The 24,085-nt window shown below is 71.2% G+C and carries 22 protein-coding genes and 2 pseudogenes; 11 read left to right on the forward strand and 13 right to left on the reverse strand.

What is annotated here, in order from left to right; all coding sequences use genetic code 11:
• Nucleotides 1-62 precede the first annotated feature (62 nt).
• Complete coding sequence (locus RB614_RS38910; RefSeq protein WP_308717730.1) at nt 63-563, reverse strand: methylated-DNA--[protein]-cysteine S-methyltransferase; 501 nt, start codon at nt 561-563, stop codon at nt 63-65.
• Nucleotides 560-1,963 carry an AlkA N-terminal domain-containing protein gene (locus RB614_RS38915; RefSeq protein ID WP_308717731.1) on the reverse strand — a complete coding sequence of 468 codons (1,404 nt, stop codon included), beginning with the start codon at nt 1,961-1,963 and terminating at the stop codon, nt 560-562. The genes RB614_RS38910 and RB614_RS38915 overlap by 4 nt, the downstream gene beginning before the upstream one ends.
• 98 nt (nt 1,964-2,061) lie before the next feature.
• Here RB614_RS38915 and ychF point away from each other — a divergent pair, with 98 nt between their 5' ends.
• Entirely contained in the window at nt 2,062-3,147 is a 1,086-nt protein-coding gene (gene ychF, locus RB614_RS38920) for a redox-regulated ATPase YchF (protein WP_308717732.1), read from the forward strand.
• Between the two features lie 8 nt (nt 3,148-3,155).
• On the opposite strand, the gene RB614_RS38925 is transcribed toward ychF, so the two are convergent.
• A complete protein-coding gene (locus RB614_RS38925) occupies nt 3,156-3,476 on the reverse strand; it encodes a 4a-hydroxytetrahydrobiopterin dehydratase (protein ID WP_428983197.1) in 321 nt (106 codons plus the stop codon).
• 203 nt (nt 3,477-3,679) lie between these two features.
• Between RB614_RS38925 and RB614_RS38930 the strand changes: the two genes are divergently transcribed.
• Nucleotides 3,680-4,063 (forward strand): (deoxy)nucleoside triphosphate pyrophosphohydrolase, encoded by a 384-nt coding sequence (locus RB614_RS38930; protein ID WP_428983198.1) that lies wholly within the window; start codon nt 3,680-3,682, stop codon nt 4,061-4,063.
• A gap of 108 nt (nt 4,064-4,171) precedes the next feature.
• Here the strand turns inward: RB614_RS38930 and RB614_RS44535 are convergent.
• From RB614_RS44535 to RB614_RS38965, 8 genes and pseudogenes are all read right to left on the reverse strand, one after another.
• Nucleotides 4,172-4,351, reverse strand: a pseudogene (locus RB614_RS44535) (succinate dehydrogenase/fumarate reductase iron-sulfur subunit); the annotation flags it as partial.
• 81 nt (nt 4,352-4,432) lie between these two features.
• Nucleotides 4,433-5,185 (reverse strand): annotated as a pseudogene (locus RB614_RS38935) (succinate dehydrogenase/fumarate reductase iron-sulfur subunit); the annotation flags it as partial.
• Nucleotides 5,185-7,095: a fumarate reductase/succinate dehydrogenase flavoprotein subunit gene (locus RB614_RS38940; protein WP_308717734.1), complete on the reverse strand. Its 1,911-nt coding sequence runs from the start codon at nt 7,093-7,095 to the stop codon at nt 5,185-5,187. The gene RB614_RS38940 and the pseudogene RB614_RS38935, both read right to left, overlap by 1 nt.
• Before the next feature lie 12 nt (nt 7,096-7,107).
• Complete coding sequence (locus RB614_RS38945; RefSeq protein WP_308717735.1) at nt 7,108-7,911, reverse strand: hypothetical protein; 804 nt, start codon at nt 7,909-7,911, stop codon at nt 7,108-7,110.
• Nucleotides 7,912-8,066: 155 nt separating this feature from the next.
• Nucleotides 8,067-8,663, reverse strand: coding sequence for a hypothetical protein (locus RB614_RS38950; protein WP_308717736.1), 597 nt, complete (start codon nt 8,661-8,663; stop codon nt 8,067-8,069).
• Between the two features lie 179 nt (nt 8,664-8,842).
• The gene (locus tag RB614_RS38955; RefSeq protein WP_428983195.1) at nt 8,843-10,207 is read right to left on the reverse strand and encodes a TldD/PmbA family protein; all 1,365 of its coding nucleotides are present in this window, start codon (nt 10,205-10,207) and stop codon (nt 8,843-8,845) included.
• A 57-nt stretch (nt 10,208-10,264) separates the two neighbouring features.
• On the reverse strand, nt 10,265-11,701 hold the full coding sequence (locus tag RB614_RS38960; RefSeq protein WP_308717737.1) for a TldD/PmbA family protein: 1,437 nt from the start codon (nt 11,699-11,701) through the stop codon (nt 10,265-10,267).
• A 22-nt stretch (nt 11,702-11,723) separates the two neighbouring features.
• Nucleotides 11,724-12,281 carry a Uma2 family endonuclease gene (locus RB614_RS38965; protein ID WP_308717738.1) on the reverse strand — a complete coding sequence of 186 codons (558 nt, stop codon included), beginning with the start codon at nt 12,279-12,281 and terminating at the stop codon, nt 11,724-11,726.
• A gap of 178 nt (nt 12,282-12,459) precedes the next feature.
• Here RB614_RS38965 and RB614_RS38970 point away from each other — a divergent pair, with 178 nt between their 5' ends.
• From RB614_RS38970 to RB614_RS38990, 5 genes are all read left to right on the forward strand, one after another.
• Nucleotides 12,460-13,464, forward strand: a complete 1,005-nt coding sequence (locus tag RB614_RS38970) for an ABC transporter ATP-binding protein (RefSeq protein ID WP_428983196.1) — start codon at nt 12,460-12,462, stop codon at nt 13,462-13,464.
• The gene (locus tag RB614_RS38975) at nt 13,461-14,405 is read left to right on the forward strand and encodes an ABC transporter ATP-binding protein (RefSeq protein WP_308717739.1); all 945 of its coding nucleotides are present in this window, start codon (nt 13,461-13,463) and stop codon (nt 14,403-14,405) included. The genes RB614_RS38970 and RB614_RS38975 overlap by 4 nt, the downstream gene beginning before the upstream one ends.
• On the forward strand, nt 14,402-15,403 hold the full coding sequence (locus RB614_RS38980; RefSeq protein WP_308717740.1) for an ABC transporter permease: 1,002 nt from the start codon (nt 14,402-14,404) through the stop codon (nt 15,401-15,403). The genes RB614_RS38975 and RB614_RS38980 overlap by 4 nt, the downstream gene beginning before the upstream one ends.
• A 9-nt stretch (nt 15,404-15,412) precedes the next feature.
• Nucleotides 15,413-16,399: an ABC transporter permease gene (locus RB614_RS38985; protein WP_308717741.1), complete on the forward strand. Its 987-nt coding sequence runs from the start codon at nt 15,413-15,415 to the stop codon at nt 16,397-16,399.
• A 64-nt stretch (nt 16,400-16,463) separates the two neighbouring features.
• A complete protein-coding gene (locus RB614_RS38990) occupies nt 16,464-18,188 on the forward strand; it encodes an ABC transporter substrate-binding protein (protein WP_308717742.1) in 1,725 nt (574 codons plus the stop codon).
• Nucleotides 18,189-18,368: 180 nt separating this feature from the next.
• On the opposite strand, the gene RB614_RS38995 is transcribed toward RB614_RS38990, so the two are convergent.
• Entirely contained in the window at nt 18,369-20,486 is a 2,118-nt protein-coding gene (locus tag RB614_RS38995) for a S9 family peptidase (RefSeq protein ID WP_308717743.1), read from the reverse strand.
• A 143-nt stretch (nt 20,487-20,629) separates the two neighbouring features.
• Between RB614_RS38995 and mshB the strand changes: the two genes are divergently transcribed.
• The 3 genes from mshB (at nt 20,630) to RB614_RS39010 (ending at nt 22,707) form a co-directional block, all read left to right on the forward strand.
• On the forward strand, nt 20,630-21,475 hold the full coding sequence (gene mshB, locus RB614_RS39000) for an N-acetyl-1-D-myo-inositol-2-amino-2-deoxy-alpha-D-glucopyranoside deacetylase (protein ID WP_308717764.1): 846 nt from the start codon (nt 20,630-20,632) through the stop codon (nt 21,473-21,475).
• A gap of 136 nt (nt 21,476-21,611) precedes the next feature.
• On the forward strand, nt 21,612-22,175 hold the full coding sequence (locus RB614_RS39005; protein WP_428983199.1) for a hypothetical protein: 564 nt from the start codon (nt 21,612-21,614) through the stop codon (nt 22,173-22,175).
• A gap of 67 nt (nt 22,176-22,242) precedes the next feature.
• Complete coding sequence (locus RB614_RS39010) at nt 22,243-22,707, forward strand: hypothetical protein (protein ID WP_308717745.1); 465 nt, start codon at nt 22,243-22,245, stop codon at nt 22,705-22,707.
• Here RB614_RS39010 and RB614_RS39015 read toward each other — a convergent pair.
• Nucleotides 22,704-23,657: a GNAT family N-acetyltransferase gene (locus tag RB614_RS39015; RefSeq protein WP_308717746.1), complete on the reverse strand. Its 954-nt coding sequence runs from the start codon at nt 23,655-23,657 to the stop codon at nt 22,704-22,706. The genes RB614_RS39010 and RB614_RS39015 overlap by 4 nt on opposite strands.
• Before the next feature lie 101 nt (nt 23,658-23,758).
• Between RB614_RS39015 and fdxA the strand changes: the two genes are divergently transcribed.
• The gene (gene fdxA, locus RB614_RS39020) at nt 23,759-24,085 is read left to right on the forward strand and encodes a ferredoxin (protein ID WP_308717747.1); all 327 of its coding nucleotides are present in this window, start codon (nt 23,759-23,761) and stop codon (nt 24,083-24,085) included.

A 24,085-nucleotide genomic window follows, 5' to 3' on the forward strand; every position in this document is an offset into this window, starting at 1 on the left:
CACCGGATGGCGCCGGTCACCGTCGTAGTGCACACAGTGACGGTAGCTGTTACGTCTGACGTTTACGAGTTTGTTGTCCGCTCGTGTGCCAGAAGCCACTTCTTGATGTCCAGGCCCCAGCGGTAGCCGCGAAGCGTGCCGTCGGTGCCCACGACGCGGTGGCATGGAACGAAGAGCGCGACCGCGTTGCGGGCACAGGCGCTCGCCGCCGCCCGGATTGCCTCGGGCCGGCCGGACAGCTGCGCGAACTCGGTGTACGTCACCGGCTCGCCCGGCTTCACCTCGCGTAGCACGTCCCAGGCGTGCGCGAGGTAAGGCCCACCGGTGCGCTGCTCGACCGGCACGTCGTCGATCGCGGAGACGTCACCGTCCAAATAGGACAGCACCGCCGCGCTCACCGGTCCGAGGTCCGGTCGCGGCCGCGGTTCCGCCCGCAGGCTCGGGTGTACGAGCGCGAGCAGCTCGCCCTCGTCGGTGGTGAAGCCGGCCGCCCGTACCGCGCCGGCGTCGCTCGCGAGGATCGTAAACGGGCCGGCCGGCGTGGCGATGGTGGTGCTGTTCATGCTTGTCTCCAGAGTCGGATCAGGGCGTACGAGCGCCACGGCGCCCAGCGGGCCGCGTGCGCGTCGAGCGCTTTCGGATCGTCGGGGAGCCCGAGCGCCTTCGCGCCCCGGCGCACCCCCAGGTCGGTCGGGAGGAACGAGTCGGGGTCGCCGATCCCCCGCATCGCGACGTAGCCGGCGGTCCACGAGCCGACGCCGGGCAGCTTGGTGAGGTTGCGGACGGCCTCCTCCCGGTCCGCCCCCGGGTCGAGGTCCAGCTCACCGCCGGCGACCGCGGAGGCGAGCGCGCGGATCGTGGCCCGCCGCGCGGCCGGCATCTTGAACGCCTCGTCCGGCAGCGCCAGCATCTCCTCCGGGCCGGGAAACAGCGTCTCGCCGGCCGGCACCAGCTTGGCGAGCACCTTGCGCGCGGCGGCCACCGAGATCTGCTGGCCGACGATCGCGCGTACCGCCATCTCGAAGCTGTCCACCGAGCGGGGCACCCGTACGCCTGGCTCCTTCGCCACCACCGGCGCGAGCGCCTCGTCTTCGGCGAGGGCGGCGTCCACCGCCACCGGGTCGGCGTCCAGGTCGAGCAGGCGGCGGCAGCGGGCCACGGCCGGCGCCAGGTCGCGTACGTCGGAGAGGCGGAGCAGGGCGGCCACGTAGCCGGGCATCGGGGTCAGCTCCACCGTCGCCGAGCCGTGCGGCAGGCGCAGCCCTCGCCGGTACGTCGTGGTGTCCGCCTCCTCCACGCCCGGCACCGCCCGCAGCGCCAGGAACTCCAGCAGCGACTCGGCGTGCAGCGGCGGCCGGTACGCCAGGCGCAGGTGGATCGCGCCGGGCTCGGGCGCTCGCTCCCGCTTCGTCTTGCGCAGTGCCGACGGCGCCGACCCGAAGACCTCGCGGATCGTGTCGTTGAACTGCCGTACGCTGCCGAACCCGGCCGCGAACGCGATCTCGGCCAGCCCCAGGTCGGTCGTCTCGATCAGGATGCGCGCGGTCTGCGCCCGCTGTGCCCGGGCCAGCGCGAGCGGCCCGGCGCCGAGCTCGGCCGTGAGCATCCGGTGCAGGTGCCGCTCGGTGTAGCCGAGGCGGCTGGCCAGCCCCGGTACGCCGGCGCGGTCCACCACGCCGTCGGCGATCAGCCGCATCGCCCGGCCGACGACGTCCGCGCGGACGTCCCACTCCGGCGAGCCGGGCGCCGCGTCCGGGCGGCACCGCCGGCAGGCCCGGAACCCGGCCCGCTGCGCGGCGGCGGCGGACGGGTAGAAGCGCACGTTTTCCGGCTTTGGCGTGACGGCGGGGCAGGACGGCCGGCAGTAGATGCCGGTCGACGTGACAGCCGTGAAGAACCAGCCGTCGAACCGCCCGTCGCGGCTGTCGACGGCCCGGTAGCACCGCTCGAAGTCCAACTCCACGCCATCGATCGTGCCCCGGGTCGCCACCGGATGCTCGCGGGTTTCGGACATGAGCGTCGGCGCGGGGCGCCTGCGGCCGGCGCGTAGACTGGCGGGCCGTGAGTCTCACGATCGGCATCGTCGGCCTGCCCAACGTCGGCAAAAGCACGCTGTTCAACGCGCTGACCAAAAACGACGTCCTCGCCGCCAACTATCCCTTCGCCACGATCGAGCCGAACGTCGGCGTCGTCGGCCTGCCCGATCCCCGGCTGGGCAAGCTCGCCGAGATGTACGGCTCGCAGAAGCTGATCCCCGCGCCGGTGTCGTTCGTCGACATCGCCGGGCTGGTCCGCGGCGCGTCGAAGGGGCAGGGACGGGGCAACGCGTTCCTCGCCAACATCCGCGACGCGAGCGCGATCTGCCAGGTCGTCCGCGCGTTCTCCGACCCGAACGTGGTGCACGTCGACGGCAAGGTCTCGCCCGCCGACGACATCGAGACGATCAACACCGAGCTGATGCTCGCCGACCTCCAGACGCTCGAGAAGGCGCTGCCCCGGCTGGAGAAGGAGGCGAAGCTCCGCAAGGAGCGGGCGCCGGTCGCCGCCGCGGCGGCCGCCGCCGCGAAGCTGCTCAACGAGGGCACCACGCTCTACGCCGGCGCCGCCACGGCCGGTATCGACGTGGCCGAGCTGCGCGAGCTGCACCTGCTCACCACGAAGCCGTTCCTCTACGTCTTCAACGTCGACGAGGAGGAGCTGGCCAACGCGGAGTTCCTGGACGAGCTGCGCGCCCTGGTCGCGCCCGCCGAGGCGGTCTTCATGGACGCCAAGGTCGAGTCCGAGCTGATCGACCTGCCCGAAGAGGAGGCCCGCGAGCTGCTGGAGTCGATCGGCCAGCCGGAGCCGGGGCTGCACCAGCTGATCCGGGTCGGCTTCCGCACGCTGGGGCTGCAGACGTACCTGACGGCCGGGCCGAAGGAGGCGCGGGCCTGGACCATCCCGGTCGGGGCGACCGCACCGGAGGCCGCGGGTGTGATCCACTCCGACTTCCAGCGCGGCTTCATCAAGGCCGAGATCGTCTCGTACGAGGACCTGATGGCGGCGGGGTCGATGGCGGCGGCCAAGGCGGCCGGCAAGGTGCGCATGGAGGGCAAGGACTACGTGATGCGCGACGGTGACGTCGTCGAGTTTCGCTTCAATGTGTAGTCGGTTGGCTACGCGCTGCTGGTCACGGTCCGGTATGCGTCTTCGATGCGGGCGGCGAGCGTGACTTCACCCTCGGTGATGGTCTCGCCGTCGCGTGGCGTCAGCCGGATCTGGGTGTGTCCATCGAGGCGCCGGACCTCCGGCTGGAGGTGTAACGCATCGGCGACCACCTTGATACGCTCGGTGAGTGCCGCGTGTTGTGAATCATCGATTACCAGCGTGCGCTTGATCTGCCGACCCTCGCGGGTCCAGCCGGGCAGCAGGGTCAGGGCGTCGCTGAGGTAGTCACGGCTAGCCCTGCTTCCCCACAGAGCACGCATATGCCACACCTCCCAGGCGTCGTTGCCGGCTTGTGGCCAAATCGTCGCCATCTCGTCATCGTTCGGTGCCCCCCAGTCTTGCCGCTAAGCGGCTGGTGTGTCCACGCCCACATTTCCGTCTTCTGGTGCCCTACGGGACGGCTCAGGCACCCGAATTCCTTATTGATCTGGAAGGCTGGTCGGCCGTGCAGTCCGAACGGATTAACCAAAGGATCATCGTCGGCGCCGCGATCATCGTAAATGGGAAGGTTTTGGCCTGCGCTCGATCTGATCCGCCCGAGATGGCCGGTATGTGGGAGTTTCCCGGCGGGAAGGTCGAGCCGGGCGAGTCCGACGTCGAGGCGCTCGTCCGGGAGTGCGAGGAAGAGCTCGGCGTCCGGGTCGCGGTCGGCGAGCGGGTCGGTGAGGACGTGCTCCTCGGCCACGGGCGCGCCCTGCTCCGGGTCTTCACGGCCGAGCTGCTCGACGGCGGGGTACCCCAGGCGCTGGAGCACGAGGAGCTGCGCTGGCTCGGCACGGAAGAGCTGCTCTCCGTCCAGTGGCTGCCGGCGGACGCCCCGATCGTCGCCGCCCTACCCCCCTTCCTGAAGCGCTGACCCCCACAGGGGTGGATCAGACCCGCCCGCGAGCTCCCCGATCGACGGCGCGAGCCGGAGAACGCTGAGGGCGCCCCGAAGGGCGCCCTCAGCATGCGAAAACACCGCTCAGTCCCGCTCGGGGTGGGCGTAGTTCAGGCCCTCCGGCGGCAGGGGGAACGTCTGGTCGTCGCCGAACGGCGACGGCCCGCCCGCCCGGTCGGCCGTGATCTCGGAAATCGGCAGCCGGCCGGTCTCGTCCACCGGGGCGGCCTGCGGCGGCGGAATCTCGCGGTGCCAGTTGAGCCCATGGTGCTGCTCCACTTCGGACCCTTCCGTGCGTGCTCCCACGAGCGAGGGGGTCCCCGCGGCCTGGCCCGCGCCGTCCAGCTGGTCGCGCCGGAAGATCTTCCGGCCCAGCCACACCAGCGGGTCGTACCGGCGGTCGACCACCCGCTCCTTCATGGGAATGATCGCATTGTCGGTGATCTTGATGTGCTCGGGGCAGACCTCGGTGCAGCACTTGGTGATGTTGCAGTACCCCATTCCCATCGAGGCCTGGGCGTACTCCTTGCGGTCTTCCTTGGCGTCGAGCGGGTGCATGTCGAGCTCGGCGGCGCGGATGAAGTAGCGCGGCCCGGCGAACGCCCGCTTGTTCTCCTCGTGGTCACGTACCACGTGGCACGTGTTCTGGCACAGGAAGCACTCGATGCACTTGCGAAACTCCTGCGAGCGCTCGACGTCGACCTGCTGCATCCGGTACTGGCCGGGCGGCACGCCGACCGGCGGCGCGAACGCGGGCGTCTGCCGAGCCTTCTCGTAGTTGAAGGAGACGTCCGTGACCAGGTCGCGGATCACCGGGAACGTCCGCAGTGGAGTGACGGTGACGGTCTCGTCTTCGGTGAACGTGGACATCCGGGTCATGCAGCCCAGCCGCGGCGTACCGTTGATCTCCATCGAGCAGGAGCCGCACTTGCCGGCCTTGCAGTTCCACCGGCAGGCCAGGTCGGGCGTCTGCGTGGCCTGGAGCCGGTGGATGACGTCGAGGACCACCTCGCCCTCGTTGACCTCGACCTCGTAGTCCTTCAGGTCACCGCCGGTCTCGTCGCCCCGCCAGACCTTGAAACGACGCTTCGCGCCCATTACTTGGCAGCCTCCTCAGCGAGCGCGTCGAACTCGGCGAGCTCCTCATCGGTCAGATACTTGGAAAGCTCGGTGCGGTCGAAGAGCTGGATCAGCTCGGGCCGCATCTTCGGCAGGGGTTTGTGCTCCAGCTGTACCTTGTCGCCGTCGAGCGAGCAGACCAGGTTGACCTGCCGCCACTCCGGGCGCATCGACGGGAAGTCCTCGCGGGTGTGGCCGCCGCGCGACTCCTCCCGCTCCAGCGCCGCCTTGGCCGTGCACTCCGAGACGACCAGCATGTTGCGCAGGTCGAGGGCGAGGTGCCAGCCCGGGTTGTACCGGCGCCCGCCGGCGGCGCTGACCTTGCCGACCCGCTCGCGCAGCTCGGCGAGGCGGACCAGCGACTCCTCCAGCTCGCCCTTGCGGCGGATGATGCCGACCAGGTCGCCCATCACGGCCTGCAGGTCCTGCTGCAGCGTGTACGGGTTTTCCCCGCCGTCCCGCTGGAGCGGCGCCAGCGCGGTCTCCACCGCCGTGTCCAGGTCGGACTGTGCCACCCGGGGCCGGGTGGGCAGCGCGTCCGTGTACGTCGCGGCGTGCTCGCCCGCCCGCTTGCCGAAGACCAGCAGGTCGCTCAGGGAGTTGCCGCCGAGCCGGTTGGAGCCGTGCATGCCGCCGGAGACCTCGCCGGCCGCGAAGAGCCCCTGCACCGTGCCGGCCGCCGCCGCGGTGTCCGGGTCGACCTCGACGCCGCCCATCACGTAGTGGCAGGTCGGCCCGACCTCCATCGGCTCCTTGGTGATGTCGACGCCGGCCAGCTCCTTGAACTGGTGGTGCATCGACGGCAGCTTCTTGATGATCACCTCGGCCGGGAGCCGGCTGGAGACGTCCAGGAAGACGCCGCCGGCGGGGGAGCCACGCCCCTCCTTGACCTCGTTGTTGATGGCGCGGGCCACCTCGTCGCGGGGGAGCAGCTCGGGCGGGCGGCGGTTGTTGTCCGGGTCGGTGTACCAGCGGTCGCCCTCCTCTTCCGTCTCCGCGTACTGCTTGCGGAAGACGTCGGGGACGTAGTTGAACATGAACCGCTTGCCCTCGGAGTTCTTCAGCACGCCGCCGTCGCCGCGGACCGACTCCGTGACCAGGATGCCCTTGACCGAGGGGGGCCAGACCATGCCGGTCGGGTGGAACTGGAGGAACTCCATGTTGATCAGCGTGGCGCCGGCGCGGAGCGCGAGCGCGTGGCCGTCGCCGGTGTACTCCCAGGAGTTCGACGTGACCTTGTACGAGCGGCCGACGCCACCCGTGGCCAGCACGATCGCGGGCGCCTCGAAGAGCACGAACTCGCCGGTCTCCCGGTAGTAGCCGAACGCGCCGGCGACCCGGTCGCCGTCGAGGAGCAGCTCGGTGATCGTGGTCTCGGCGAAGACCCGGATGCGCGAGTCGTAGCTGCCGGTCTCGGCCTTGTCCTCCTGCTGGAGGGAGACGATCTTCTGCTGCAGCGTGCGGATCAGCTCCAGGCCGGTGCGGTCACCGACGTGCGCGAGCCGCGGGTACTCGTGGCCGCCGAAGTTGCGCTGCGAGATCTTGCCGTCCTTCGTACGGTCGAACAGCGCGCCGTACGTCTCCAGTTCCCAGATCCGGTCCGGCGCCTCCTTGGCGTGCAGCTCGGCCATCCGGAAGTTGTTGAGGAACTTCCCGCCCCGCATGGTGTCGCGGTAGTGGACCATCCAGTTGTCGCGGCTGTTGACGTTGCCCATCGCCGCGGCGGCGCCGCCCTCGGCCATCACCGTGTGTGCCTTGCCGAAGAGCGACTTGGAGATGATCGCGGTCTTCTTGCCGGCCAGCCGGGACTCGATCGCCGCGCGCAGGCCGGCACCACCGGCCCCGATGACGACGACGTCGTAGTGGTGTCGTTCGATTCGCGTAGTCATATCAGGGCGCCTTTAGTTGATGAACCGGAGGTCCGAGAACCAGCCCGCGGACACGGCCATGACGTAGAAGTCCGTCAGCGCGAGCGTGCCCAGCGTGATCCAGGCGAGCTGCATGTGCCGCGCGTTCAACTTGGAGACGAACGTCCAGGCGCGGTAGCGCATCGGGTGCTTGGAGAAGTGCTTGAGCCGGCCGCCGATGATGTGCCGGCACGAGTGGCAGGAGATCGTGTACGCCCAGAGCATCACCACGTTGCCGACCAGGATGACGTTGCCCAGCCCGAAGCCGAAGCCGTCGGGGCTGTGGAACGCCAGGATCGCGTCGTACGTGTTGATCAGCGAGATGATGCCCGCGGCGTAGAACGCGTACCGGTGGGCGTTCTGGAAGATCAGCGGGAAGCGGGTCTCGCCGCCGTACGTCTTGTGCCCGTCCGGCACGGCGCAGGCCGGCGGCGACATCCAGAAGGCCCGGTAGTAGGCCTTGCGGTAGTAGTAGCAGGTGAGCCGGAAGAGCAGCAGGAACGGGAGGCTGAAGGCGGCCTCCGGGATGATCCACCAGCCCGGCAGGTAGGTGCCGAAGTGCGCGGCCTCGGGTACGCAGCGGTCGGTGATGCACGGTGAGTAGAACGGGGTGAGGTAGTGGAAGTCCTCCACCCAGTACCACTTGTGCATGAACACTCGCACCGTGGCGTACGCGACCCAACCGCCGAGCCCGATGACGGTGATGAGCGGAGCCAGCCACCACCGGTCCGTACGCAGGGTCTTCGCCGCGATGGCGGCGCGCGCCCGCGCACCCGGCCTCGTTGCCGTAGTCGTCATTCTTTATGTCTCCCTAACGGCGCATCCGCGCGGTTTCGGTGCTACACGTTACGCCGCGTGTTGACGGCCACGTGCATGGGAGTCTTGCGTGTGTCAGGGCGATTACGTAAGTCCAGCGCCTTGTGGAGTAGTTCACTACCCGTGGGTCACGTAAGTCAGAGGTCAGGGCTGGCCAGCCGCCGTACGGACCCGTCGCAGGAGTCGGGACCGGCGTCCACCAGGCGCTCCACCACCGGCTTGCCGCGCTGGCCCTGCGGCGGTACGAAGAACGCCGGCTCGCCACCGGTGACCTGGCGGTCCAGCGCCCCGGCGTAGGCGGACCGGGCCTCGACCAGCCGGCTCCACGCGTCGATCCAGTCTTGCCGGTGCTCGCCGCGGTCGCCGGGCAGCTGGTCGAGCTCGGCGAGGAACGGGCGGACGGCCGCGTTCTCGTTGCGGACGGCGGTGGCCCGGGCCCGCGGGTCTTCGGCCGCGCCCGGCGGCATCAGGCGGTTGAGCCGCCGCTCGAGCTCGACGCAGGCGGCGTCGGTGCGCGCGACGCCCCGCTCGTTCTCCCCGGCGCGGTCGACGATGCTGTCGATCCCGCTGATCACCGCGACGCCACCGGCGCAGACGGCGATGAGGAGGGCGGCGAGGACCCCGCCGCCGATCGCGAGGATCCGGCGCTGCCGCCGGGCGGCCGCGCTGGCGGGCACCCTGGCTGGCTTGTCCGGGGGCGTCTCCGCGGGGGTGGGCGCGTCGTCGTCCGTCACGGCGCCAAGTCAAGCACTGACGCGCTATGTGATCCACCCCATGATCGCGCCCGCCGCCCGCCTCCGGCGGCTGGCCGCCCGCCCCCGGCGGCGCCTCCGGCCGTTGATCAGGGATCTCGTGGGGCGGCTCGCCGCTCGACACGCCCACCAAGTCCCTGATCAACGGCCAGAAGGGACACTCAGCCCGAGGCGCCGCCGGTGAAGTTCCAGGAGGCGAGCCGCAGGGCGGGGGTGGTGCGCCAGGCGGCGCCCCAGCCGTCGGGCACCGTTGTTACCTCGGCACCGACACCTAGTACCGCACCCGGCGCCAGCGCCTGCGGGTAGGACTGGGTGAACCGGAAGTTTCGCACCGGCGTGGTGATCTCACCGTCTTCGATCAGCCACACGCCGTTACGGGTCAGGCCGGTCACCACGAGGCTCTTCGGGTCGAGCACCCGCGTGTACCAGAGGTCGGTCACCAGCAGCCCGCGCTCGACGCCGGCCACCAGTGCGGCGGCCGCCGGGTCCACGACGGCCCCGAGCTCGGCCGCCTCGCCGGTCGCCGGGCCGGGGTCCAGCCGCATGCTCGCCGGGATCGCGCCGAACGCGCCACCGCTGGGCAGCGCGTGGGCGGTCGACTCGGCGCCCGCCTCGGCGGCGGTGCGGCGGTCGTGCGCCACCGACTCGGTCACGCCGCCCGACACGAACGCGACCCGCCGCTTCGGCGTGCCCTCCGCGTCGAACGGCAGGCCCAGCCCGCCGGCGCCGAGCGTGTCGTCGACCAGCGTGATCGCGTGGTCGAACTGCTCCGCGCCGGGCTCGGCGAAGGACCGGCGCTCGTTGTACGACTTGCCGTTGAAGCCGTACAGCGCGAAGTTTTGCAGGAGGTCGGCCACCGCCGGCGCCTCCAGCACCACCTCGTACCGACCGGGCGGCAGCTCGACCGCCCCGGCACTGGCCCGGGCCTTCGCCGCGGCGCGGGCACCGAGGACCGCGCCGTCCACCTCGGACAGCCGCCCGCTGGCGAGGCGCCCCAGGCCGTCCGCGCCGTCGAGCCGGGCGATCGCGTCCATCGCCACCTCGGCGGTGCGGCCGGTGACCGACTGGCCCGCCGAGTTGGCGAACGCGCCGGCCGCGTGCATCGTGCGGCAGTAGCCGGCCGTCTCCAGCCCGCCGGCGGCGTCGACGAACGCGCGTACCCGATCGGCCCGCGCGTCCGGTGCGGCCTGGGCGGTGGCCTCGTCCCAGTTGCCCTCGCCGGCCAGTGGCGCCAGCGGTGCGAGGCCCGGCCAGCCCGCGTCCGGCGGCAGCAGGCGGGTCGCCTCGCGGGTCCGCCGCACCAGCCCGGCGAGGCCTTCGTCGGTGGTCACGGTGGTCGAGCCGCTCGCGGTCCGCCCGTCCGCGTGCAGGCGCAGGCGTACCGAGGTGGTGGCGTCCGCGACGTTCTGGTGGATGGACGAGTTGGCGAAGCGGGTCAGCGCCAGCGCGGTGTGGCCGACGAAGACCTCCGCCTCGACGCCCGGACCCACCATCGAAAGGACCCGGTGCGCGATGTCCCTCATCATCCCCCCTGCCTTTCCGAACCCGGTGGACAACGGTGCACTCGCTGCGCTCCTTCACCCTTATCCACGGACACCTACCCGCACGTTCTGGAAGCGGGCCGGTGCCGCCGGGTGGCCGGTGTGGCCGACCTGGCCGGGCTGGCCCTTGCCGCAGTTCGGCGTACCCCACGCGACGCTCTCCGAGGAGAGCATGTCCATCGAGCGCCAGAAGACCGGACCGATCCCCGTGTACGTGGGGTTGCGCAGCATCCGCCCCTGCCGCCCGTTCTTGACCTCGTACGCGATCTCGGTGCCGAACTGGAAGTTGAGCCGCTTGTCGTCGATCGACCAGGAGCGGTTGGTCTCCATGAAGATGCCGTCGTCGGTGGCGGCGATCATCTCCGCGAGGGTGTGCGGGCCCGGTTCGAGGCCCACGTTCGTCATCCGCACCATCGGCAGGCGTGACCACCCGTCGGCCCGCACGCTGCCGGCGTAGTCGAGGCCGGCGACCGCGGCCGAGTCGCGCCCGGCGAGCACGCCCACCCAGCGCCCCTCGCGCACCGCGTCCCGCCGCGCGGCCGGGGTGCCCTCGTCGTCGAAGCCGAAGCTGCCCAGCGCGCCCGGGATCGTCGGGTCGATCGTGATGTTCATCAACTCGGATCCATAGTGGAGGGTGCCGAGCTGGTCGAGGTCGAGCCAGGACGTACCGGCGAACGCGGCCTCCCAGCCGAGGATCCGGTCCAGCTCGATCGCGTGCCCCACGGACTCGTGGATCTGCAACGCCATCTGCTCGCCGCCGAGGATCAGCGTGGTCTCGCCGGCCGGGCAGAGCGGGGCGGTGAGCAGGGCCCGGGCCTCGTCGGCGGTACGGGCCGCGTGCGCGCCGAGGTCGAGCTCCTGGACCAGCTCCCAGCCACGCGTGCCGTACTGCCCTCGGTAGGCCGGGTAGCTGCGCCGCTGCACCTCGCCGTCGCCGATCGCCGTGGACGAGATGCCCGCGCCGCACTCCCGGATGTGCTGGTCGATCCGGTGCCCCTCGCTGGAGACGAACCACTTCTCGGTGTCCCAGATCTGGTACAGCCCCTCGGCCACGTCCGCGCCGTGCTCGCGCATCGTCTTGGTCGCGTGCACCAGCAGGTCGCCCTTGTCGGAGAGGGGGACCGAGAGCGGGTCGACTTCGCAGGCCGAGGCCCACGACCCGGCCCCGGCACCGACCGGCGTCAGGTCCGTCGCGGGCCCCGGCACCCGCGCGCTGGCCGCCGCGGTCTTCGCGGCCCTGGTGCCGGCCGCACGGGCGGCGGCGTCGGAGAGGTCGGGTACGGCGTAGAAGCCCCAGCCGCTGCCGACGAGCGCGCGTACGCCGATGCCGGCGTCCTCGCTCTGGGAAAGGTCCTCGATCTCGCCGTTTCTGGCGGACATCGCCTCGTAGCGCCGGTGCATCACCCGGGCGTCGGCGTAACGCGCCCCGGCGTCCAGCGCGGCCTGCACCGCGGCGGTAGCCACGTCGAAGTGGGTCATGGGAAATGACCCTATGTGCTGATCAGTGCGGAGGCAGCAACGACTCCGGCCTGATCTCGGCCGTTACCGGCTCGATGAGTCGCAGTACGTCACCAGGTCGGACTGTGGCGTGCCGAACGTACGCGTTGTTCTCCAGCCGGTGGAGTCGCAGCGTTGCCGTCTGATGCTCGACCAGCAGATACCACGGGATGCCAGCCTCGGCGTAGTAGTGCATTTTGAGCACTTTGTCCGTCGTGGCGTTGCTCGGGGAGGTGACCTCGCAAACCAGCTTCGCCCGGTCAGCGGCAACAACGCGGGCGTCGAAGTCGATGGTTGACGTGATGGTGAGGTCAGGAATCACGATCGTGCCCGGCTTTAGTCGCAGATTGATTGCCCCGTGGACATGAAGGCCGCATGCCTCGGCTGGCGTGTCGAGGATCATGAACAGCTTGCCGCAGATGCGTTGGTGCCGAGGTGTAGGGGAGGAACTCACGTGTAGGTCGCCCTCAAAGAGCTCGACCCGATCCTCGGTCTCGCCGAGCGCAAGGTACTCCTCCTCCGTCCACGGAAAGTGGTGATCGGTGGGGATCACCGCGGTCATCGTCGTCACCTCCCGAGCGTCTCGACCCTGCGCGTCCTGGCGCAACCCTGCCATCTGGTTATACCCACTACAACGTGGTATCGGTCGTGCTGGCGTCTCATTACGGTAGCGGCTGCTGACAGGGAGCCTCCTTGTAGCTTATTTTCATCCTCACTGGCGCGTTGCAAGTTCTCTACGGATGCGAGGTGCTGTGGGATTGACCGCCGCCGACCCGTATCTCCAGGTCCGTGACCTGCGCGTCCGCTTCGCCACCGAGGACGGGGTGGTGCGGGCGGTCAACGGGGTGTCGTTCGCCGTGGAGCGCGGGCGGACGCTCGGCATCGTCGGCGAGTCCGGCTCGGGCAAGAGCGTCACCAGCCTCGCGGTGCTCGGCCTGCACGATCCCAAACGCGCGACCATCACCGGCGAGATCCTCGTCGGCGGCCGCGACATCGTGGGGCGTCCGGACGAGGAGGTACGCCGGCTGCGCGGTCGCGACATGGCGATGATCTTTCAGGATCCGCTCTCCGCCCTGCACCCGTACTATCCGGTGGGCCGGCAGATCGCCGAGGCGTACCGGGTGCACCACCCGCGGGCCGGCCGGGCCGAGGCGCGCGAGCGCACGGTCCAGATGCTCGACCGGGTGGGGATCCCGCAGCCGGCCCGGCGCGCGCGGCAGTACCCGCACGAGTTCTCCGGTGGCATGCGGCAGCGCGCGATGATCGCGATGGCCCTCGTCAACGACCCGGACCTGCTCATCGCCGACGAGCCGACGACCGCGCTCGACGTGACCGTGCAGGCGCAGATCCTCGACCTGCTCGAAGGCCTGCAGAAGGAGTTCAACTCGGCGATCGTGCTGATCACCCACGACCTGGGCGTGGTCAGCCAGGTGGCCGACGACGTCCTCGTGATGTACGGCGGTCGCGCGGTCGAGCACGGCAGCGTCGAGCAGGTGCTGCGGCGACCGCAACACCCGTACACGTGGGGGTTGCTGGCGAGCGTGCCCTCCCTGCGCGGTGACGCGGCCGCGGACCTCGTGCCCATCCCCGGCAGCCCGCCCAGCCTGATCCACCTGCCGTCCGGGTGCGCCTTCCACCCCCGCTGCCCGTACGCGGACGAGCGGTCCCGCACGGAGGTGCCCGAGCTGCGCCCGGTCGCCGAGGGGCACCTCGTGGCCTGCCACCGTCCGGGGGTGGCGGCATGACGCTGCTCCAGGTCGAGGGACTCACCAAGCACTTCCCGGTACGCGGGCGGGGGCTGGTGCGCGCGGTCGACGGGGTCGACTTCGGGGTGGCGCCCGGCGAGACGCTCGGGCTGGTGGGCGAGTCGGGCTGCGGCAAGACCACCACCGGCCGGATGCTCGTGCGGCTGCTGGAGCCGACCGGCGGCCGGATCGTCTTCGAGGGGCGGGACATCAGCCACCTCGGGCGGCGCGGGCTGCGACCGCTGCGGCAGGACCTGCAGATCATCTTCCAGGACCCGTACGCCTCGCTGAACCCCCGGCACACCGTCGGGCGGATCGTCGCGACGCCCCTGGAGGTCAACGGGATCCGGCCGCCGGGCGGCGTCCGCCAGCGGGTACGCGAGCTGCTGGAGCTGGTCGGGCTCAACCCGGAGCACTACAACCGGTACCCGCACGAGTTCTCCGGCGGGCAGCGGCAGCGGATCGGCATCGCGCGGGCGCTGGCGCTGCGCCCCAAGCTGATCGTCGCGGACGAGCCGGTCTCCGCGCTCGACGTGTCGATCCAGGCCCAGGTGGTCAACCTGCTGCGGGGGCTCCAGCGCGACCTCGGGCTGGCGTTCGTGTTCATCGCGCACGACCTCGCGGTGGTACGGCACTTCTGCCAGCGGGTCGCGGTGATGTACCTGGGGCGGATCGTGGAGATCGGTGACCGGGAGCAGATCTACGAGCGGCCGCGCCACCCGTACACCCGGGCGCTGCTCTCCGCCGTACCCGAGGTCACCGCACCCGCCCGGGCGAGCGGGCGGATCCGGCTGGCCGGAGACGTGCCGACGCCGCTCGACCCCCCGTCCGGCTGCCGCTTCCGGGGCCGGTGCTGGAAGGCGCGAGAGGTCTGCGCGACGACCGAGCCGCCGCTGGCGGGCGGCGTCGCGTGCCACTTCCCGGAGGGTGGTGCCGGATGAGTCTCTCCTCCGAGATCGTGGGTCCCGAGCTCGCGCCCGACGCACCGCCACCGCCCACGGGGGTGGACGTCGCCGGCCGCTCGCCGGGGCAGCTCGCCCGGGCCCGGCTGCGCCGCGACCGCGTCGCGCTGGTCAGCGGCGGGGCGCTCGTCTTCTTCCTGCTGGTCGCGATCCTCGCCCCGCTGATCGAGCTGGTGTACGGCGTCGGGCCGTACGACCAGTTCCAGGAGAAGCTGCGGCGCAGCGACGGCATGCCGCTCGGGTACGCGGGTGGGATCTCGGGGGAGCACTGGTTCGGCCTCGAGCCGGGGTCCGGCCGGGACATCTTCATCCGCCTGGTTTACGGCATCCGCACGTCGCTGTTCATCGCGATCACCGCCGCTCTGCTCACCTCGCTGATCGGCATCACGCTCGGCACCCTCGCCGGCTACCTGGGCGGCTGGGTCGACTCGGTGATCGGCTGGGTCACCGACTTCGCGCTCGCGCTCCCCTTCCTCATCTTCGCGCTGGCCGTGATGCCCACTGTGGAGCTGCGCTTCTACGGCCCGCGCGACGAGGTGCCGACCTGGTTCCGGGTGGCGGTGCTGATCGCGATCTTCGCGACGTTCGGCTGGACGAGCATGGCCCGGCTCGTACGCGGGCAGGTGATCTCGCTGCGCGAGCGGGAGTTCGTCGAGGCGGCCCGGGCCAGCGGCGCCGGGCTGGGGCACATGCTCTTCCGCCAGCTGCTGCCCAACCTGTGGGCGCCGATCCTGGTGTCGTTCTCGCTGGCCGTACCGGCGTACGTGACCGGCGAGGCGGCGCTGTCGTTCCTCAACATCGGCATCCGCGACCCCACGCCAGACTTCGGCGTGATGATCTTCCGGAGCATCGACTGGCTCCAGGGCGACCCGGCGTACGTCTTCTTCCCGGGCATCACGATCTTCGTGCTCGTACTGGCCTTCAACCTCTTCGGCGACGCGCTGCGCGACGCGCTCGACCCGAAGTCCTCGCGATAGGAGCCGGTCGTGGGACGGTTTCTGATCAAGCGGCTGCTATCCGCGATGCTCACCCTCTTCGCGGTCAGCGTGCTGGCGTTCCTGATGTTCTTCGCGCTGCCGCGCGATCCGGTCACCGGCATGTGCCCGAAGAACTGCAACCCCGAGCGGCTGGAACGCGTCCGCCAGGAGCTGGGGCTGCGCGACCCGAAGATCGAGCAGTACGCCGCGTACATGAAGGGGATCTTCGTCGGGCGCGACCTCGGCAGTGCCCAGGGCGGCCGGTGTGACGCGCCCTGCCTCGGCTACTCGTACGTCAACAGCGAGGCGGTCACCGACACGCTCGCCCGGGTGCTCCCGGTGACGCTGAGCATCGTGATCCCGGCCGCGATCCTCTGGCTGGCGCTGGGGGTCGGGCTCGGCATGCTCTCCGCGCTCAAACGGGGCACCTGGGTCGACCGGCTGGCGATCGGCTTTTCGCTGACCGGGGCGTCGCTCCAGCTCTACTTCACCGGCGCGGTACTGCTGATCGTCTTCGTCTACCAGCTCAAGCTCCTGCCCAACCCGCACTACACGTCCATATTCGACGATCCGCTCGACTGGGCGAAGGGCCTGGTGCTGGCCTGGGTGGCGCTCGCGTTCCTCTTCTCGGCGATCTACGCGCGGCTGGCCCGGGCACAGATGCTGGAGACGCTCTCCGAAGACTTCGTCCGCACGGCGCGGGCCAAGGGGCTGGCCAAGAGGACGGTGTACGGCCGGCACGCCCTCCGCGCAGCGGTCACCCCGCTGGTCACGATCGCCGGCCTGGACGTGGGGGCGGCGCTCGGCGGCACCGTGATCACGGAGACGACCTTCGGCATCCAGGGACTCGGCCGCACCGCCGTGTACGCGGTCCGCGGCGGCGACCTCCCCATGATCATGGCGACCGTCCTGATCGCCGCGGTCTTCGTCGTACTGGCCAACGTCGTGGTCGACCTGCTCTACGCGGCCATCGACCCGCGGGTGCGACTCGGCTGAACTTTTTACCGAACGGTGACGTTAAAGCTGTAGCTTTCCTTCAACTCACTTTGGGAGGGATCACATGCGAACTCGAGTGGCCGCCGCCCTCGCTTTGGTTCTGGTGGCCGGCGCCTGTAGCGAGACCACCGAAGACGGTCCCTCCGCGGACCAGCAGCGCACCGCGACCGGAGTGATCGCGACCGACCCGAAGGACTCGCTCGGCCCGGCCCCCGAGGTGCCCGGCGCGACCAAGGGCGGCACGTTCACGGTCATCCGCGAGGTCAAGATCTCGCACCTCGACCCGCAGCGGGTGTACTCGTTCGCCGGCCTCATGAACGCCCCGCTCTACGCCCGCACGCTGACCACCTGGAAGGACGACGGCAAGGGCAACCTGACGCTCGTCGGCGACCTCGCGCAGACGCCCGGCACCAACGTCAACAACGACTGCAAGGTGTGGGAGTTCAAGGTCAAGGACGGCGTGAAGTTCGAGGACGGGCGCCCGATCACCGCCAAGGAGATCGCGTACGGCATCGCCCGCTCGTTCGATCCCGACCTCACCGGCGGCCCCACGTACGTGCAGGAGTGGCTCGCCGACACCGCCGACTACGACACCAAGTGGGACTTCAAGGCCAACAAGAGCGCGCTGCCGCCCGGCCTGACCACGCCGGACGACAAGACGATCCGCTTCGAGTTCGCCAAGGCGCACTGCGATCTGCCGTTCGCGCTGTCGCTGCCGACGAGCGCGCCGCTGCCGCCCGACAAGGACACCGGCGTCAACCTGGACAACCAGCCGTTCTCCTCCGGGCCGTACAAGATCACGAAGCACACGCCCGGCGTCGAGCTCGTGCTGGAGCGCAACGAGCACTGGGACCCGGCCACCGACCCGGTCCGCCACCAGTACCCGGACAAGTTCGTCTGGACGTTCGGCCCCGACCCGGACGCGGGTGCCAACCGCGTGATCGCCGACAGCGGCCCGGACCAGTCCGCGCTCGCGTTCAACGGCGTACCGTCCGCGCTCGTCTCCCAGGTCGCCGGCAACGCCGCCCTCAAGGAGCGCTCGATCATCTCGCCGACGCCGAGCGCCTGGCGGCTGACCATCAACACCCAGCGGGTGACCGACCTCTCCGTGCGCCAGGCCCTAAACTACGCGATCGACCGCGACGGCTTCGTCAAGTCGGTCGGCGGTGAGGCGGTGGCGTCCCCGATCACCACGCTGATGCCGCCGGCGACGATCGGCTACCAGAAGTACGACGCGTACCCGGCCGGTCCGACCGGCAACCCGGAGAAGGCCAAGGAGCTGCTCGCCGGAAAGACTCCCGAGCTGGTGCTCGGCGTGGGTGACGACCACCCCGAGTACGGCACCCAGCTCAAGGGCAACCTGGAGCGGGCCGGCTTCAAGATCACGGTGAAGTCGATCCCGGCCGACGCAAAGCTCGACGAGACCAAGAAGAAGGACAACCCCTGGGACCTCTACCTGGACCAGTGGGCCGCGGACTGGCCGAGCGGCGCCGCCATCCTGCCGGTGCTCTTCGACGGCCGCTCGATCAAGGCTGAGGGCAACAGCAACACGTCGTTGATCAACAACGACGCCATCAACGCCGAGTTCGACCGGGTGCTCGCGCTCGACCCGGCCGCCCAGGCGCCGGAGTGGGCCAAGCTCGACGAGCGGATCATGAAGGAGCTCGCCCCGGCCGTCCCGATGTTCGTCGACGTCGCCTACTACCTGCACGGCTCCAAGGCCGGCGGGGTCTTCATCAGCAGCGTCTTCGGCTACCCCGCCTTCGTCAACGCCTTCGTCAAGCAGTAACCCCTGAACCGGCCGGCCCGCCCCGGGCCGGCCTACACCCCTACGCGCGTGTTGATCAGGGAGTTCGTGGGCGTGTCGATCGGCGTGTCCCTGCACAAAGTCCCTGATCAACCGCAGCAACGGCGCCGGAGCGGCGCGGCGGCGGCGCGGGAGCGCTGCGGCGGCGCCGGGGCGGGGGGCTCAGAGGTTACGGCGGATGAAGTCGAGCTCCAGGCGCAGTAGCTGCTCACCCACGCCACCCGAGGTCATGTGCGTCGCGCCGGTCAGCGGGATCACCGAGTGCGGGCGGCCGGAGGCGAGCAGCGCCGCCGAGAGGCGCAGGGTGTGCGCGGCGACCACGTTGTCGTCGGCCAGGCCGTGGATCAGCAGCAGCGGGCGGGCGTCGTCGCGGACCGGCTCGGCGGCGAGCTCGACCAGCGAGTGGTGGGCGTACACGTCGGCGTTTTCGCTCGGCAGGCCCAGGTAGCGCTCGGTGTACGCGGTGTCGTACAGCCGCCAGTCGGTGACCGGGGCGCCGGCGATACCGCAGCGGAAGATCTCCGGCCGGCGCAGCACCGCCAGCCCGGCCAGCCAGCCGCCGAACGACCAGCCGCGGATCGCCACCCGGTCCAGGTCGAGGTCGGGGTGCTTGCCGGCGAGCGCGGCCAGCGCGTCGACCTGGTCGGTGAGCACGACGTCGGCGACCCGGCGGTGGATCACCTTTTCGAACGACGGGGCCACGCCCGGCGTACCCCGGTTGTCGACGGTGACCACCGCGAAGCCGGCGTCCGCCCACCATTGCCGCTCCAGCCACCGGGCCCGCGTGGCCAGCACCTCCTGGTGTCCCGGGCCGCCGTAGACGTCGAGCAGCACGGGCAGGCGGCGGCCGGTCACGTGGTTGCGCGGGTACAGCACGGCGGCCGGCAGGCGCCGGTCGGCGACCCGCTCCAGCAGGGGGCGCGGCGCGTACGGCGGCTTCGCCGCGTGCGAGGCGATCCCGGCGATCTGCTTGCCGGCGCGCCACACGGTCCAGTGCGTGCCGGCCCGGTCGAGCGAGGCGGAGCCGACCACGAGCACGTCGCCGCCGACCGCGCCGGCGTGCCAGCCGGGTGCCGTGGTCAGCGGGCGGATCTCGGCACCACCCGCGCCGATCGCGGTGCGGACCCGGAAGAGGTGCTGCTCGCTCGGCTCGCCCTCGCTGGCCTCCACGAGCAGGTCGGGCGAGCCCGCGCCGGCGCCGGCGGACATGCGGCCGACCACCCGGCGTACGTAGAGCGAGGGCGGGGTCAGCAGCGTGCCGTCGGCGAAGAGGCAGCGGGCGTCGTAGCCGTCGTGGGCCAGCTCGCCGCCGACCAGCACCCGGCCGTCGGGCAGGTGGCTGGGCGTGCCGAGGACCGGCTCCACCCAGCGCGGGTCGGCCAGCTCGGCTTGCACCTGGGTCTCGCCGGTGCGCGGGTCGACCGAGAGCACCAGCCCGTGCTGCTGGAGGCGGCGCAGCACGGTGATCAGCGGGCCGCCCTCGGCCCAGTGCACCGACACCAGGTACGGGTAGGTCTCCCGGTCCCAGTGCACGTCGACCCAGCCGCCGTCGAGGTCGAGCAGGTGGAGGGTGACCTCGGCGTTGGCCGCGCCCGCGTACGGGTACGCCACGCTGGTCGGTGCCACCTCCGGGCGGGCCGGGTCGTGCAGGTGCCAGCGGGGCACCCGGGACTCGTCCACCCGCGCGGCGAGGATCGAGCGGCCGTCCGGCGCCCACCAGTAGCCGCGGTAGCGGTCCAGCTCCTCGGCCGCGATGAACTCGGCCAGCCCCCAGGTGACGTCCCCCTCCTCGCCGGCCAGCAGCGCGTCGGTGCCGTCGGCGTGGATGACGTGCAGGTTGCCCGAGGTCACGTACGCGATCCGGCGGCCGGTCGGGTCGGGCCGAGGGTCGACGACCGGCCCAGTCGTGGCCACCTCGGTGACGTCGCCGGAGACCAGGTCGGCCCGGAAGAGGCGGCCGCCGAGCGGGAAGGCGGCCACCCGCGCGGCCGGATCCATCGCGTACGACCCGATGCCGCTCACCGAGAGCCGCAGCCGCTCGCGCAGCGCCCGCTCCTCGGCGGGCAGGTCGCCGCGGTCGTCGGCGAGCAGCCCGGCCGGCTCGGCGATCAGGCGCTCGGCGGCGGTCTCCACGTCGAGCACCCAGAGCGCCTCGGCGCCGTCTTCGGGGCCGGGCGAGCGCAAGAAGACCACCCGCGAGCCGTCGCTCGCGACTGTCACGGCCCGCGGTGCTCCGCGGGTGAACCTCCGGGTACGGGCGGCCAGCTCCGGGTACTCCACCCCCGGATCGTAAATCCGCCTGATCGGTCCGCCCGACCACGTCCGGCGTGTCCGCACGTAAACGCCGATTCGACAGCTTGACGCGGCACGCCGTGGGGGTGGGATCCCGCGCGCGTAGAGTGCAACGCGTGGCACGACGACTCATGCTGGTCCACGCCCACCCGGACGACGAGACGGTGAGCACGGGCGCGACGATGGCGCACTACGCCGCCCGGGGCGTCGCGATCACGCTGGTGACGTGCACGCTGGGTGAGGAAGGCGAGATCCACGTGCCCGACCTGGCGCTGCTCGCCGCGTCCGAGGCCGACCAGCTGGGCGGCTACCGGCTGGCCGAGCTGGACGCCGCGTGTGCCGCCCTCGGGGTCACCGACCACCGCTTCCTCGGCGGCGCGGGGCGCTATCGCGACTCGGGGATGATGGGCCTGGAGACCAACAAGCACCCTCGCTGCTTCTGGCAGGCCGACGTCGACGAGGCCGCGGCCCTCCTGCTGGAGATCATGCGCGAGGTCCGCCCGCAGGTCCTGATCACGTACGACGAAAACGGCTTCTACGGCCACCCCGACCACATCCAGGCGCACCGGGTGGCGATGCGGGCGGCCGAGCTGGCGACCGCGGAGGGCTTCGGCCCCGACAAGATCTACTGGACCACGGTGCCCCGGAGCGTGCTCGAGGCGGGCATCACCGCGTTCGCGCAGTCCACCGACAACCCGTTCGCCGGGCTCGACAAGGTCGAAGACTTCCCGTTCGGCACGTCCGACGCGGAGGTCGCGGCCCGGATCGACGCCACCGACCAGCACGAGGCCAAGGTGGCCGCGATGCGCGCGCACGCCACCCAGATCCCGGACACCTCCTGGCTGTACTCGATCGCCGGCAACTTCGGCAGCGAGTTCATGGGCGTGGAGTACTACACGCTGGCCGCCGGCCAGCGCGGCCCGGGCGACGGCCCGCACGGCTGGGAGAGCGACCTGTTCGCCGGCCTGCCGTCATGAGCCGGCCTGCCGTCATGAGCCGGCCTGCCGTCATGAGCCGGCCTGCCGTTATGAGCCGGCCAGCTGCGGGGAGCTGGCCCGCCGTGCGGAGCCGGCGTCCCGTCATGAGGTCCCGGTGACGGTGTCGATTCCGAGCCTGCCCGTCGACGGGGGCGCGCAGAGCGAGACGCCAGTCGTGGAGCCGCGGCCGCCGTCCCGGTTCAGCGGCGCCTTCCAGACCGGCCTCCGGGTGGCCGGCGGCGTGATCGCCGTGGTGGCCGCCCTGGTCACCGCCCTCGCCGAGCTTGTCATCGCGCCCCTGCGGGTGGGGGGTCACCTGATCGGCGTGGCCGTGATCGCGACCGTGGTGGCCAACCTCGCGCTCGGCTGGTTCGCGGCCACGACCGTGGGGCGCAAGTGGGCCGTGGCGCTCCCCGCCGCCGCCTGGCTGGTGCTGATGGTGACCGCCTCCGGGCGTACCTCCGAGGGCGACCTGCTGCTGGTCGGGCCGGAGGGCGGCGCGATGGTGGACGGCGACAGCTGGGTCGGCGTCCTCATGATCCTGGCCGGCTCGGTCGCATTCGCCGTGGTCGGCTTCCGGCTGATGCTCGCCCAGCCGCCGCTGCCGGGACGGGCGTCACCCCCTCCGGCGTCCTCGGGAAAGCAGCCACCGCCGCACTCAGGAAACAGGCAGCTACCTCCCAGCAAACCGAGGGTGTGACCGTAGACACTCCGGCACTACTCTTCTCTGGCGAGGATTGTTCACCTGTCGTTGGGGAGGGTGTGCGATGAAAGACCGTTGGCTGCCGATCGGCGTGCTCGCGGGTGTGCTGTTCGCGGTCAACGTGGCGGCGCGCCTGGTCGCCCGGCTCGGCTTCAACGACGACGGCGAGGCCCAGGATCGGGTCTCGCTCGGGATGTTCGTGGTGATCGGGCTGATCCTGGCGGTCATGGCGTTCCTGTGGGGTCGCCGCCACCCGGCCGGCCGGTGGATCGCCGACATCGGCGCCGCCTCGATCGTCGCGGTGCTGCTGACGATCTTCGTCGGGCCGTTCGTGAGCGGCGACTCGCCGTTCGAGGGCGGGGCCGGTGACTTCTTCGCGCAGATCTGGCTCTACGCGGCCTTCGCGATCGGCGGCTCGCTGGTCGGCTTCCTGATCCTCGTGGCGCTCGGCCTCGACTACCGGTCGCAGGGGCTCAAGCGCTTCGCCGAGGCCAAGATGGCCAAGCCGCGCCGCGTCGTGCGCCGCTAAGGTTTCGGGCCCTCGCGGGTCAGGTAGCTGTGGTGGGTGCTGAAGCCGAGCTTGGCGTAGAGCGCCACCGCCGCCGTGTTGCGCTCCTCGACCTGTAGAAACGCGCGGCTCGCGCCCGCCTCGGCGGCCCATCGGGCCAGCGCGCCGACCACGTCCTGGGCCAGCCCGCCGCGGCGCGCCTCGGGCACCACCTCGATGAGCGCGAGGCCGAGCCAGTGGCCGCCGGTGATCGTGCCGCGGCCGGTGGCGAGCAGGTCGCCGCTCTCGCCGTACACGTGGGCGAAACGGACCTGGCGCACGGCGGTGAGGATGTGGCGCGCGGCGTCGGGGAGGCCGCCCTTGCGCCCCGCGGCGACCGTCAGCCACGCGTCCGACGGCGTCCGGGTGAGCTCGACCCGGGCGCGGGACGGCGTGGCGTCGAGCACCGACCGCAGGGGTGCGGTCTGCACCAGCGTGAGCGGGCGGGCGGTCCAGCCGCGGGCGTCGAGGGCCGCGGCGACCGGGGCGGCCAGCGGGAGCGGCGTGTTGACCAGGGGCTGCGCGCCGCGGGCCCGATACCAGCGCTCGACCGCGTCGATCGCCGCCTCCAGCGGGCGGTCGGGGTCGCCGACGGGCAGTGCCGAATTGCCCCGGCCGGTCCAGCCGTCCGCCGCCCGCAGCAGCCACCCGCCCAGCCGGTCCTGCACCGGCGCCGGCCACGCCTCGTTCGCCGCGAGCTCGAGGGCGACGACGTCCGCCGCGTTCGGCCGCCGCGTCGGCGGCACCCGCTTCGCGCGGTGGATCTCATCCAGTGGTACGCGGAGCGGCCCCTTCGACGTGGCGATCGTGAGATCGGTCTCGGTTATCTCCACGAGCTCGCCGAGCGCGTCCGAGTAGAGCGGTCGATCGTTACGAACCCCGACAATTCGCCGCACGACGACTCGGTGTCCCACATCCTGCCGCCGGAGCACCAACCACTCCCTCCAGGGCGAGATACTAGGCCTCTAAGGCGAGATACTAGGCTGCTACTGACGCGGCCCAAGAGCCGCGTGGCTTGCGGAGAGGATGACCCGTGACCTACATCATCGCCGAGCCGTGCGTCGATCTGCTCGACAAGGCGTGCATCGAGGAGTGCCCCGTCGACTGCATCTACGAGGGCAACCGGATGCTATACATCCACCCTGATGAGTGCGTGGACTGCGGGGCGTGCGAGCCGGTCTGCCCGGTCGAGGCCATCTTCTACGAGGACGACGTGCCCGAGCAGTGGAAGGACTACACGGCGGCCAACTACGAGTTCTTCGAGGACCTCGGCTCGCCGGGCGGTGCCTCCAAGATCGGCAAGGTGGACAAGGACGCCGCCTTCGTGGCCGCACAGCCCCCGCGCGAGACCGAGCACTGA

It is taken from the genome of Phytohabitans maris (assembly GCF_031085175.1).
In the GTDB taxonomy this organism is placed as follows: Bacteria; Actinomycetota; Actinomycetes; order Mycobacteriales; family Micromonosporaceae; genus Phytohabitans; species Phytohabitans maris.

Excerpts from the sequence above, each read along its gene's own strand:
- RB614_RS38910 (WP_308717730.1), bottom strand. The coding sequence starts at position 563 with ATGAACAGCACCACCATCGCCACGCCGGCCGGCCCGTTTACGATCCTC.
- RB614_RS38940 (WP_308717734.1), bottom strand. The coding sequence starts at position 7,095 with ATGACTACGCGAATCGAACGACACCACTACGACGTCGTCGTCATCGGG.
- RB614_RS38945 (WP_308717735.1), bottom strand. The coding sequence starts at position 7,911 with ATGACGACTACGGCAACGAGGCCGGGTGCGCGGGCGCGCGCCGCCATC.
- RB614_RS38955 (WP_428983195.1), bottom strand. The coding sequence starts at position 10,207 with ATGATGAGGGACATCGCGCACCGGGTCCTTTCGATGGTGGGTCCGGGC.
- RB614_RS38960 (WP_308717737.1), bottom strand. The coding sequence starts at position 11,701 with ATGACCCACTTCGACGTGGCTACCGCCGCGGTGCAGGCCGCGCTGGAC.
- RB614_RS38965 (WP_308717738.1), bottom strand. The coding sequence starts at position 12,281 with ATGACCGCGGTGATCCCCACCGATCACCACTTTCCGTGGACGGAGGAG.
- RB614_RS38970 (WP_428983196.1), top strand. The coding sequence starts at position 12,460 with ATGCGAGGTGCTGTGGGATTGACCGCCGCCGACCCGTATCTCCAGGTC.
- RB614_RS38975 (WP_308717739.1), top strand. The coding sequence starts at position 13,461 with ATGACGCTGCTCCAGGTCGAGGGACTCACCAAGCACTTCCCGGTACGC.
- RB614_RS38980 (WP_308717740.1), top strand. The coding sequence starts at position 14,402 with ATGAGTCTCTCCTCCGAGATCGTGGGTCCCGAGCTCGCGCCCGACGCA.
- RB614_RS38990 (WP_308717742.1), top strand. The coding sequence starts at position 16,464 with ATGCGAACTCGAGTGGCCGCCGCCCTCGCTTTGGTTCTGGTGGCCGGC.
- mshB (WP_308717764.1), top strand. The coding sequence starts at position 20,630 with ATGCTGGTCCACGCCCACCCGGACGACGAGACGGTGAGCACGGGCGCG.
- RB614_RS39010 (WP_308717745.1), top strand. The coding sequence starts at position 22,243 with ATGAAAGACCGTTGGCTGCCGATCGGCGTGCTCGCGGGTGTGCTGTTC.